12 protein-coding genes are annotated in these 10,782 nt (G+C 30.7%); all 12 read left to right on the forward strand.

Annotated features, from left to right (window positions below; translation table 11 throughout):
• Positions 1-8: 8 nt before the first annotated feature.
• The gene (locus tag AC30RD_RS02105; RefSeq protein ID WP_489492530.1) at positions 9-89 is read left to right on the forward strand and encodes a flagellar basal body P-ring protein FlgI; all 81 of its coding nucleotides are present in this window, start codon (positions 9-11) and stop codon (positions 87-89) included.
• A gap of 11 nt (positions 90-100) precedes the next feature.
• Complete coding sequence (locus tag AC30RD_RS02110) at positions 101-382, forward strand: rod-binding protein (protein ID WP_489492516.1); 282 nt, start codon at positions 101-103, stop codon at positions 380-382.
• A gap of 11 nt (positions 383-393) precedes the next feature.
• Positions 394-2,484, forward strand: a complete 2,091-nt coding sequence (flhA, locus tag AC30RD_RS02115) for a flagellar biosynthesis protein FlhA (RefSeq protein ID WP_489492517.1) — start codon at positions 394-396, stop codon at positions 2,482-2,484.
• Positions 2,471-3,616 carry a flagellar biosynthesis protein FlhF gene (locus tag AC30RD_RS02120; protein WP_489492519.1) on the forward strand — a complete coding sequence of 382 codons (1,146 nt, stop codon included), beginning with the start codon at positions 2,471-2,473 and terminating at the stop codon, positions 3,614-3,616. Before flhA ends, AC30RD_RS02120 begins: the two co-directional genes overlap by 14 nt.
• Positions 3,616-4,476 carry a MinD/ParA family protein gene (locus AC30RD_RS02125; protein WP_489492520.1) on the forward strand — a complete coding sequence of 287 codons (861 nt, stop codon included), beginning with the start codon at positions 3,616-3,618 and terminating at the stop codon, positions 4,474-4,476. The genes AC30RD_RS02120 and AC30RD_RS02125 overlap by 1 nt, the downstream gene beginning before the upstream one ends.
• Positions 4,473-5,114: a sigma-70 family RNA polymerase sigma factor gene (locus tag AC30RD_RS02130; RefSeq protein ID WP_489492521.1), complete on the forward strand. Its 642-nt coding sequence runs from the start codon at positions 4,473-4,475 to the stop codon at positions 5,112-5,114. Before AC30RD_RS02125 ends, AC30RD_RS02130 begins: the two co-directional genes overlap by 4 nt.
• A complete protein-coding gene (locus AC30RD_RS02135) occupies positions 5,111-6,643 on the forward strand; it encodes a hypothetical protein (protein ID WP_489492522.1) in 1,533 nt (510 codons plus the stop codon). The genes AC30RD_RS02130 and AC30RD_RS02135 overlap by 4 nt, the downstream gene beginning before the upstream one ends.
• Positions 6,630-8,597: a tetratricopeptide repeat protein gene (locus tag AC30RD_RS02140; protein WP_489492524.1), complete on the forward strand. Its 1,968-nt coding sequence runs from the start codon at positions 6,630-6,632 to the stop codon at positions 8,595-8,597. Before AC30RD_RS02135 ends, AC30RD_RS02140 begins: the two co-directional genes overlap by 14 nt.
• On the forward strand, positions 8,590-8,967 hold the full coding sequence (flgB, locus tag AC30RD_RS02145) for a flagellar basal body rod protein FlgB (RefSeq protein WP_489492525.1): 378 nt from the start codon (positions 8,590-8,592) through the stop codon (positions 8,965-8,967). Before AC30RD_RS02140 ends, flgB begins: the two co-directional genes overlap by 8 nt.
• A 2-nt stretch (positions 8,968-8,969) precedes the next feature.
• Positions 8,970-9,395 (forward strand): flagellar basal body rod protein FlgC, encoded by a 426-nt coding sequence (gene flgC / locus AC30RD_RS02150; protein ID WP_489492527.1) that lies wholly within the window; start codon positions 8,970-8,972, stop codon positions 9,393-9,395.
• A gap of 15 nt (positions 9,396-9,410) precedes the next feature.
• Positions 9,411-9,698 (forward strand): flagellar hook-basal body complex protein FliE, encoded by a 288-nt coding sequence (gene fliE / locus AC30RD_RS02155; protein ID WP_489492528.1) that lies wholly within the window; start codon positions 9,411-9,413, stop codon positions 9,696-9,698.
• 11 nt (positions 9,699-9,709) lie between these two features.
• On the forward strand, positions 9,710-10,782 hold a 1,073-nt coding region (gene fliF, locus AC30RD_RS02160; protein ID WP_489492529.1), incomplete at its 3' end, for a flagellar basal-body MS-ring/collar protein FliF.

Raw genomic sequence — 10,782 nt, forward strand, 5'->3', positions numbered from 1 at the left:
ATCTTGGAATATCGCCAAGAGATTTGATCGCTATAATTCAGGCTATTAAAAACGCGGGGAAACTCCACGCAAAAATAGTGATAATGTAAAAGGAAATTTTATGAAGATTGATAATGTTAAAGCCTATTGGGATATAAACAGCATTTCAAATATAAAAAAAATAGAAGATGCCGCGAAGGCTTTTGAGACCGAGTTTATTCATATTTTTTTAAAAGAGGTTAGAAAAAGTATAAAAACGGGAATGCTTGGATCATCGTTTTCTTCAAAAATCTATCTTGATATGTTTGATATGCAGATGGCAAAAAATATAAGCGATAGCCAAAAATTAGGTATTAAAGAGTATTTTTTGGAAGCTATAAAAGCTTATGAAAAAAATAGTTAAATCGGTAAAAAATGGCTGAAGCTATTACGATATTTTTTGAAAAGATTCAAAAGCATTCAGACGCTATAATAGTTGTTTTGATATTGGCGATACTCGCATCTATGGTATTGCCAATACCTACCTTTTTATTGGATATTTTGTTAACTACAAGCATTACTTTGTCATTAATAATTTTAATGACGACGGTATATATAGGTAACCCTTTGCAAATTTCATCTTTTCCATCTTTACTTTTGCTTGCTACTCTTTTTAGATTGTCTTTAAATGTTGCTACTACAAGAACTATATTGTTGCATGGACATGAGGGGCCAGACGCTGCGGGAAAGGTGATAGAGAGCTTTGGGCAGTTTGTAGTAGGTGGAAACTATGTAGTAGGGGTTATAGTTTTTATAGTTCTTGTTACAATAAACTTTATAGTTATTACCAAAGGAACCGAGAGAATTTCGGAAGTTGGAGCAAGATTTACCCTTGATGCAATGCCGGGAAAACAGATGGCGATCGATGCGGATTTAAATGCCGGTATTATTGATGAGCAAGAGGCTAAAAAAAGAAGGGAAGAGATAGCCAAAGAGGCAGATTTTTATGGAGCGATGGATGGAGCTTCAAAATTTATAAGAGGGGATGCAATTGCAGGCATTATTATAACTTTGATAAATATAATCGGAGGGATAGCTATAGGAGTGTTGCAGCATAAAATGGATATATCCACCGCTGCGGCAAATTTTACCCTTTTAACTGTGGGTGATGGTTTAGTTAGTCAAATCCCAGCTCTTATCACTTCAACCGCCGCGGGACTTATGGTTACTAGGGCGGTATCTGAAGCAAATCTTGGAAAAGAGATTTTTACCCAACTCACAGGTTATCCCAAAGCGTTATATATGGGTGCGATTGCTCTTTTTGCTATGGGAATAGTTCCAGGAATGCCTTTTGTTCCTTTTATGGTTTTATCTTCTATGATTGCGATAGTTGGGTATATGATGCAACTTGATATACAAAAAAGGCAAAAAGAGGAAGCTGAGAAAAAGGCGCAAGAAATTATTAAAGAGACAAAAGAGGCCGAGAGTCCAGAAGATCTTATCTCTCAACCCGAAACAATTACATTAGAGATTGGGTATTCATTGATCCCTTTTGTGGATGAGTCACAAAACGGAGAGATAATAAAAAGAATAAAATCTTTAAGAAAGCAGTTAAGTAAAGAGCTTGGGCTTATCATTCCCCTTGTTCATATCAAAGACAATCTCGAATTAAATCCCGGAGAATATAGAATATTGATAAAAGATATCGAGATCGCAAAAGGGGAGGTTGAACCGGGAAAAGTTTTGGCGATCGATACCGGTTCAACAAAAGGAGAGATCGGAGGCAAAGAGACTAAAGAGCCAACTTTTGGGCTAAAAGCCTATTGGATAAATGAGAGTAAAAAGGATAAGGCGAGATTATTGGAATATACAGTTGTAGATATTCCGACGGTTATTATTACTCATGTATCAGAAACTATTAAAAATCACGCCTTCGAGATACTTGGAAGAAGCGAAACAAAAGAGCTTGTTGAAGCTCTGGCCAAAAAATATCCAATTGTTAAAGATATTGTTCCTGAGCAGGTGTCTTATTCGATTTTGCATAGGGTGTTGCAAAATCTTTTAAGGGAAAAGATACCTATAAAAGATCTTTTATCTATTATAGAAGCACTTTCTGATAATATAAATAAAACAACCGATCCAGATATTTTAACAGAGCTTGTAAGAAGTGCTCTTTCTAGACTTATAACTTCTATTTATGCAAAAGATGGTAAACTATATGCTATAACTTTGGGAACGAAACTGGAAAATTATCTTATGGAGAAGATAAAAGAGTATGAAGGATCCATACCGCCTTTGGATCCTGTTATTCTTCAACAGATTATTCATAAAATGACAGGATATATCGAACAATTTATTTTAAATGGAGCAACTCCGGTTATTTTAACTTCGGCAAATGTGAGAAGATATATAAAAAAGATAATTGAGCCGTATCTTTCAAATGTTGCGGTTATCTCCTATACGGAGCTTGATCCAAAAGTTAAATTAAATATTTTAGGCAAGGTAGAGATTGATGAAAATCAATAAATATGAGGGATATGATCTAGATGCCCTCATTAAAGAGGCAAAAAAAGAGCTTGGGGAAGATATAAAGATTTTGAGCTATGAAGTAAGCGAAGAGGGTTTTTTTAGAAAAAGAAAAAAATATACTCTTTTTGTAGAGGTTCCAACTGCTGAAGATGGCTTTTTGGATCTTTTGTCAAAAGAGGAGAAAAATGAAGAGATAGATAGATTTTTAGAAAAGATTGAAAAGATGATAGATAAAAAAATCGAGTCTTTAAAAATAAGTCAGCCGCTAAATCTTCCAACTCCTCCTCATAGTGAGACAAGCAGCGCCATAATGAGTGAAGATTTTAACGAGTTTACCGGAGATGCCATAGATTTAATAAATCTTTTGCTAAAAAAAGATGTTGAACCAAAAATAGCAAAAATATTGGTAAAAGAGTCTTGTGGTTTAGATATAGATACAAATAAACTGGATTTAAATACAAGTTTTTTTAAAGAGGCGATAATAAAGGGAATTCAAAAAAAGATAAAATTTACGGGACCTTTAAAGATCCAAAAGGGGGGACTAAAGGTAAAAGCTTTTGTTGGTCCCACCGGAGTTGGAAAAACTACCAATCTTTTCAAAATAGCCTCAGAGCTTGTTATCAATCAAAAGCTAAAAGTTGCCGTTATTAGTATAGATACTTTTAAAGTTGGAGCGATACAGCAGGCAAGAGCCTATGCCAATATTTTAAATATTCCCTTCTTTGCCGTAACGGATTCTAAAAATTTAAGAAAAACGCTTTCAACTATGTCAAATATAGATATAGTATTGATAGATACGGTAGGAAGAAGCCATTACGATTATTGGCGACTTGGCGAGATGAAAGAGATACTTGGGGGAGGAAACGATTTGATAGATATTTCTTTAGTAATTAGCTGCAATTACAAAAATAGCGAAGCTATCGAGATAGTAAACAGATATAGAACTTTTTTCCCGATAAATTCTATATTTTTTACAAAAATCGATGAAACATATAAACCGGGAATTTTAGTAAATCTACCGATAAAAACCGATATTCCAGTATCTTTTATTAGCACGGGACAAAGAGTGCCCGAAGATATTAGACTTTTAAATCCAGAAAGAATAGCAAACTATTTAATAGGTGAATGATGGAAGATCAAGCAAGAGGATTAAGAGAATTAATAAACAAAAACAAAAGCCTGCAAAATAGCAAATTTATCACAATCGCCAGCGGAAAAGGGGGCGTTGGGAAAACAAATTTTAGCGTAAATTTCGCATATACTTTTGCTAACTATTTCAAAAAAAAGGTTTTATTAATCGATGCCGATATTGGAATGGCAAATGTTCATATACTTTTAAATACCGATCCTTCAAAAACTATAAAAAATCTCTTTAACGGAGAAAGTATCGAAAATATTTTGGTTCATTCAAACGGTTTTGACGCAATACTAGGATTTTCTGGCGTTGAGTCTATTTCTGAGATGGATGAGGTTTCAATATCGACTTTAATAAACGCTTTAGAGAGTATCTCATATAGATATGATTATATTATTATAGATACGGGAGCGGGAATTGATGAAAAAATTGCAAGCTTTTTGAGAGCGTCGAGTAAATCCTATATTATAACTACACCTGAGCCAACGGCTTTAATGGATGCTTACGCTTTGATTAAGTCAATTTATAATATTTATGGATATAATAATTTTAAAGTTGTAGTAAATATGGCAAAAAATAAAGAAGAAGCTTTAAATACGTTCAATAAATTAAAACTCTCTACCAATAAATTTTTAGGAATAGATGTAGAGATGGCTGGATTTTTACCTTTGACCAGTAACTTAAAAAAGAGTGTAAAAAGAAAAGAGATAATTTTAAAAAGTTTTCCAAACGATCCTTTTAGTTTAGAGATGAAAAAGATTTGCGCAATAGAAGCGCAAGAGCCATTGAAAGCTGAAAATATAAATTTTTGGGAAAAAGTATTTGATTTTTTAGGGCAAAAGCGTAAAAAATGAGAGTTTCAAAAGAGGAAAAACAAAAAATAATATTGGAAAATACGCCTCTTGTTAAAAAAGTGGCAAGTAAGATATTTTTTAAACTGCCAAAAGATTGTGGTATCGATTTTGATGAGCTGGTAAATACCGGAATCATAGGGCTTATAAAAGCTATAGAAAAGTATAATGCCGAAAAGGCGAAATTTTCCACATACGCATATATAAAAATAAGAGGGGAGATACTTGATTATTTAAGATCTTTACATATCGTTCCAAGGACAATGAGGGACAAAATAAAAAAAGAGAAAGAGGAAAATCCCGATAAAGTTGTTCCTTTGTCAAATTTGGCTATAATGCTTAGTATGGAAAAAGCTTTAAGTAGCGAAGATGGATCTTTGAAGCTATCAGACACGCTTATTTCGCAAGAAAGCGGACCTGAAGAAGCGGCGATAAACTCTGAATTAAAAGAGATACTTTTAGAGGCTATGACGATGTTAAACGAAAAAGAGAGATTGGCTATTCAGATGTTTTATTTTGAGGAAAAAGAACCAAAAGAGATATCAGAGGCTTTAAATGTATCACAATCTAGAGTTTCTCAGTTAAAATCTCAAGCTATACTAAAAATAAAAAAAATTCTTGTTAAATCGGAGCAGATATGAATCTTATCGATATTTTGCTCGGTTTAAATGTCAACCAAAAAAAAGATATATTAAAATATAAAAAAACAGATGATTTATTTAAAAACGACTTTGAAAATATTTTTGAAAATTTTTTAAATATACAAAATCTAAATAAAAAAACTCCAAATAATACCTCACTTTTCTCAATAAAAAATAAAAATTTAAAAAAAGAGTCTTTTTTTAGTGAAAAAAGCGAAAAATCCAATCTTAAAAATATTAAATTTATTTATAAAGAAATACCAAAAAATGATCTTTTTAAAAAAGTTGGTAAAAAAGATTTAATAATAAAAAGTTTGGTATTTAATAAAAGTATAAGTAAAGATTTAAAGTCTCAAAAGACTTTTGATAATTTTAATAAAAGGCTCCTTGATAAAAATAGAGAAAACGAGAATAAAAAATATAATGCTCTATCCGATAAAAAAAATATTATAAATGAAGATCTTCCAAAAGAGCAAGTTTTTTTAAATACGGCAGAAAATAAGCTTGTAAATAATGATATAAAAAATGACAATATAAAAGAAGATAAAAACTTTTTTTACAAAAAAATTCAAAAAAAAGATAAAACAAACAAATTTATAAAAAATATGTCATATAATAAAAAAGATAACGAAGAGAAAAAATTTTTTGAATCAAATATAGAAAAATCCTTTGATAAAGATATAAAAAATAGTTTTTTTGAAAAAAAAGAGAAAGTCAAAGATTTAATTACTATAAAAGATAAATCAGATTTTGGTTTAAAAAAAGATCATATCAAAACCCAAAATCTTACTAAAACCAAAGAAAATGAATATGTAGAAAATAAAAACATAAATTTTGATAAAAAAATAGATCAAGATATAGAAAATAAAATAGTAATCAATCATAAAAATGAGAAAAATTTTGATAACAAAAAATCAAATTTTATCGATAAAAGCAAAAAACTCTTTATTGTAAAAGATAAGATAGAAAGATCATCAAACGATTCTTTTTACGAAAAAAACAAAAAAGTAAAAGTTAGCAAAAATTTAGATAAATTAAATATAGAAGATGGCAATATAAATAAGAGTTTATTTATAGAAAACAGCTTAGAAAAAGTAGTTGAAAAAAAAGATCTTTTTCAAAAAGTAGATAATAATATCGACTTTATCATAGAAAAAGATATAGATTTTGATAGTTTAAATAACGATTTTGATTTTAATGATGAATTTACAAATTTTAGTAAAAATCAAGAAGATAATCCAAATAAAGAGATAAAAAATCTAAATAAAAACAGCTTCAATTTTAAACTTAACGATATTATGATTAATGCGGTTATAAAAAATCAGCATCTCTCTTTAAAACTTGCTATGAATAACTCTATTTTGATGATTAACGGGATGGAAAACGAAATTAAAAATATATTAAAAGAGAGCGGTTTTAAAAATTTCTCTTTGGTTATAAAAGATAGGGAAAAAAGAGTATATATAGAATCGAAAAATTTGGAAAAATCTACTAAAAGAGATCAAAGCAAGATAGATGTCTTGGCATAAGAAGATTTTTTTATTACTTTTTTTGTTTTCGCTAATATCCTATGCTTCAAATAAAAAAAACATTGATGTAAATATTACAGAAAAAGAGAAAAGCCAAATTGAAGCTTTTTTGTTTAAAAACGCGGTTAGAGACTATTATCTTGGCTCCTATTACGAAGCATTGGACGAATTTTTGCAAATTATTAAAAATCCAAAATCCAAATTTTATAAAAAAAGTCTTTTAATGTTAGGCAAAGTCTATTTGCAGATCGCAAGAAGAACAGGTGTAAAAAAATATCTTTGGACCGCAAACTCCTATCTAAATCTATATGCTGCAAAAGAGGAAAATTTGGATTGGGATTATTATTATACTAAAGCTCAGATTTATGAGACTCTCCAATTTTACGACAAAGCGCTGGCCAATTATAAAATATCTTTATTTAAAACCCAAAAAGAGAGCGAGCAAATAAATAGTGTTATATCTATATTAAGGGTTGCGGTTTGGCTAAAAAAGCTCGATTTGGTAACAAAATATATAGTTGTTTTAAATGTTTCAAATTTAAAAAAAGAGCAGAAAAAAGAGCTTGAGTTTATAAAAGGGATGCAGCTTTTTATAGAAGAGAGATATAACGAGGCTTTTGAATATTTCTTAAAAACATATAGGGAGTTTGAATCCTATTTGATAGATAATCCAGACTATTACTATCTTGTGGCCGAAACCGCCTATAGAACAGGTAATATAAGATTTGCCGAGCAACTTTTTAGAAGAATTTTAAATCTTATTAAAAATAAAGAGGTGTTAAAAAGATCTCTTCTTAGAATGGGAGATATTGGATTAAAAAAAGGTGAGATAAAAAGTGCTACAAACTATTATTATCAGCTTGTAACCAAATACCCAAAATCAAAAGAGGCAATTGTTGCCAAACTCAAATTTATCTCTTTGATAAAAAGAGACGAAACTATGAAGTCAAAGCTTGAAAAACTATTGGAAAAGGCCGATTTTTTAGAAAATCCGGAAGGATTTGTCGTTAAAACTCTTGTTAAAAACAGAACCAACTATATCGGAAGGTTTGCTTTGGGAAATTTTGGAGTTATAGTTTTTGAAAACGGAAGCGATAAACTTTTTAAAAGACTTGAATGGGAACTCTCATTAATCTCTCCAGATAGATTAGATTATGAGCAAAAAGAGTATATATCAGATCTTTGGAGTAGTTATCTTTTGGTTATGGACTCAAATAAACTTTGCGCACTTTATGGCTCAAACGAGAGATTTTTTCAAGAGCTCTTTTCCCAGGAGGTTTTATTAAAGATAGCAAACGATCTGAAATTTTGCAAAAAAAGCTTAAAAAGGGTTGCTCTGTTAAAATTTATTTTAAATAGATGGAAAAACGACGAAAATAGATTTAAACTGGCTTTAGCCTTATACGAAAGCAAAGATTATGATAAAAGCTTAGCGGTTTTGAAAAAGATTAAAAACAGAAACTGCAACTATTTTAAACTTTTTAGCAAAAACTGTATAATGAGAGAAAAGTTTGGAAAAGAGTGCGTTGAGACTATGAAAAAAAGTAAAAAATATTGCGGATATGGGGATTTTGAAACTCTAATAATTTCCAAATACGCCAATTTGCTTGAAAATAGGGGTGATTTTTTATTTTTGCAAGACAATTATGAAAAAATAGCTTTAGAATTTGAAAAAAATGAGATTGTAAAAAAGTTTGTGAAATTATACTCGGAAAAATTGATTAATAGTTCAAATTATGAGTATTTGATAAAAATTTTAGAACCGATCTCTCAAAAATTGAAAAATAACTGTTATATAAACTCTTTATTAGCAATCTCTTATATTAGAATTGGTAAAATGGATTATGCCAAAGAGATAATAAAAAATTTAAAAAGTTGCAAAAGCAGCTGGGCTAAAATAGCAAAAAATATATATGAATCTGAGCTTCTTAGATTAAGGATGGAAAATGGGTGATATGTTTAATAAAGTTGATAAACTCTCAAAAATGGCCTCTTTTTATCTTGATAGAACAAAAGTTATTCAAAGCAATATCGCTAACGCCGATACACCTGGATTTAAGCCAAAAGATCTGGTTTTTGAGAGAATTCTTGATGATCAAATCTCTTTAAAAAAGAGCGATGAAAGACATATCGACCCTAAAGAGAGGGAAAAAATCGAAAGAAAGCTTATTGAGGATGGAAGATATCAAGGATACGACGAAAATAGGGTGGATCTTCAAAAAGAGCTCGCAAAACTTGCTGAGAGCTCCATAATGTATAAATCTATGGTTGAGAGCATGAAAAAAGAGTTTGCAAAATTAAAACTTGTAATTAACGGGAGATAAATATGTTGTTTAAGGGTTTAGAGATTGCGACAACCGGAATGGCGGCTCAAAAGGTGAGGATGGATATAGTCTCAAGCAACTTAGCTAACATCAACTCAACAAAAGATAAAGATGGACTCCCATACAGAAGAAAGATACCGGTTTTTGAAGCGGTGTTGGAGAGTGAGAGCAAAAAATATAAAACAAATTTTTCCCTATCTAAGGTTCGTATCAAAGAGGTTATAGAAGATCCATCTCCTTTTAAATTAAAATATGACCCAACAAATCCTTTAGCAGACGATAAGGGATTTGTAAAACTTCCAAATATCGATCCTATGAGAGAAATGGTTGATATGATTTCGGCTATGAGAACATATGAAGCCAATTTAACGGCATTTAATACCCACAAAGATATGCTTTTAAAATCGTTAGAGATAATAAAAGTATAATGAAAGGAAAAAAAGATGAAAATCTCTTCAATATCAAACGATTTTATACCTTTTGAAAAGAGTTCTTCAAAAACGGAGCAGAAAAAAGATTTTTCCGATATTTTAGAAAATTTTATAGCTCAAGTAAACAGCGATTTAAAAGCATCAGGCGTAGCCGAAGAGAAACTTATAAAAGGAGATGTTTCCAATCTTGAAGAACTAATGTTTCAAATAGAAAAAGCAGATATCTCTTTAAGGCTTTTAACGGAGATTAGAAACAAGGCTTTAGAGAGCTATCAAGAGATTATGAGAATGCAGGTATAGGAGTTTATTAATTGGCTTTTGATATAAACAAATTGGGAAAAAATATACTTGAAAATTTTAAAAACGAAAGATTTTTGAAAAATCTTTTGATCACTTTAGGATTTGCAGCAATAATTATTTTGTTGTCTATTATTGTTTTAAAAAATATTACTAAAGAGGATTATGGAGTTTTATATACAAATCTAAGTCCCGAAGATGCAGGAAGTATACTAAGTGTTTTGCAAGAAGAGAGAGTTCCTTACAAAATTGAAGGTGGCGGCACTATCATTTTAGTTCCAGAAAATAAAATATACGATATAAGATTAAAACTTGCTGCCAAAGGGTTGCCATCATCCAAAATTGTAGGATTTGAAATATTTGAAGAGCCCAAAATGGGCGCAACCCATTTTCAAGAAAATATAAATTATATAAGAGCGATTGAAGGGGAGTTAACAAGAACCATTAAACAACTTGACGCGGTTTATAACGCCAAAGTAAATATTGCTCTTCCTCAGACTTCAATATTTGCAAGAGAAGAGGACGAAGCAAAAGCCTCGGTTATCATTAAGCTTTGGCCAGGAAAAGACCTAACAAAAGAGCAGATAAAATCCATCGTTTTTTTAGTTTCTCACGCCGTAGCAAAACTAAAGCCCCAAAACGTTACGGTAGTAGACAATAGGGGCAGGGTATTGTCCGATCTTTTAATCGATGAGGAAAAAGAGAAATTAACAGATACCGTAAATATAAAGAAAAAAATTGAAAGAGATATTGAAAAAAGAATCCAGTCAATGCTTGCAAGAGCAATAGGTCCACAAAAAGTTGTAGTTAGAGCAAGCGTAGATATAGAGACCGCAAAAGTCAGACAACAAGATGAGATGTTTGATCCAGAAAGAGTTGCGGTTGTAAGCGAGAGAAAAATTCAGGAAAAAGAGAAAGGCTACAAACCTAAAAACGAAGGTGCTCCCGGAACTCCTACAAACGTTCCGCCGGTTATTAATACTTCAAATCTTAAAAATTTGACAAAAGAGAAAAGCAAAAAGGATGTAGCTACAAATTATAACGTTTCAAAATCCATTATAGATACCCAAAAAAATATATTTAAAAT

The organism is Nitrosophilus sp. (genome assembly GCF_982775275.1).

Coding starts and splice junctions, on each gene's coding strand:
- AC30RD_RS02140 (WP_489492524.1), top strand. CDS start 6,630: ATGTCTTGGCATAAGAAGATTTTTTTATTACTTTTTTTGTTTTCGCTA.
- flhA (WP_489492517.1), top strand. CDS start 394: ATGGCTGAAGCTATTACGATATTTTTTGAAAAGATTCAAAAGCATTCA.
- flgB (WP_489492525.1), top strand. CDS start 8,590: ATGGGTGATATGTTTAATAAAGTTGATAAACTCTCAAAAATGGCCTCT.
- fliE (WP_489492528.1), top strand. CDS start 9,411: ATGAAAATCTCTTCAATATCAAACGATTTTATACCTTTTGAAAAGAGT.
- AC30RD_RS02120 (WP_489492519.1), top strand. CDS start 2,471: ATGAAAATCAATAAATATGAGGGATATGATCTAGATGCCCTCATTAAA.
- flgC (WP_489492527.1), top strand. CDS start 8,970: ATGTTGTTTAAGGGTTTAGAGATTGCGACAACCGGAATGGCGGCTCAA.
- AC30RD_RS02110 (WP_489492516.1), top strand. CDS start 101: ATGAAGATTGATAATGTTAAAGCCTATTGGGATATAAACAGCATTTCA.
- AC30RD_RS02130 (WP_489492521.1), top strand. CDS start 4,473: ATGAGAGTTTCAAAAGAGGAAAAACAAAAAATAATATTGGAAAATACG.
- AC30RD_RS02125 (WP_489492520.1), top strand. CDS start 3,616: ATGGAAGATCAAGCAAGAGGATTAAGAGAATTAATAAACAAAAACAAA.
- AC30RD_RS02135 (WP_489492522.1), top strand. CDS start 5,111: ATGAATCTTATCGATATTTTGCTCGGTTTAAATGTCAACCAAAAAAAA.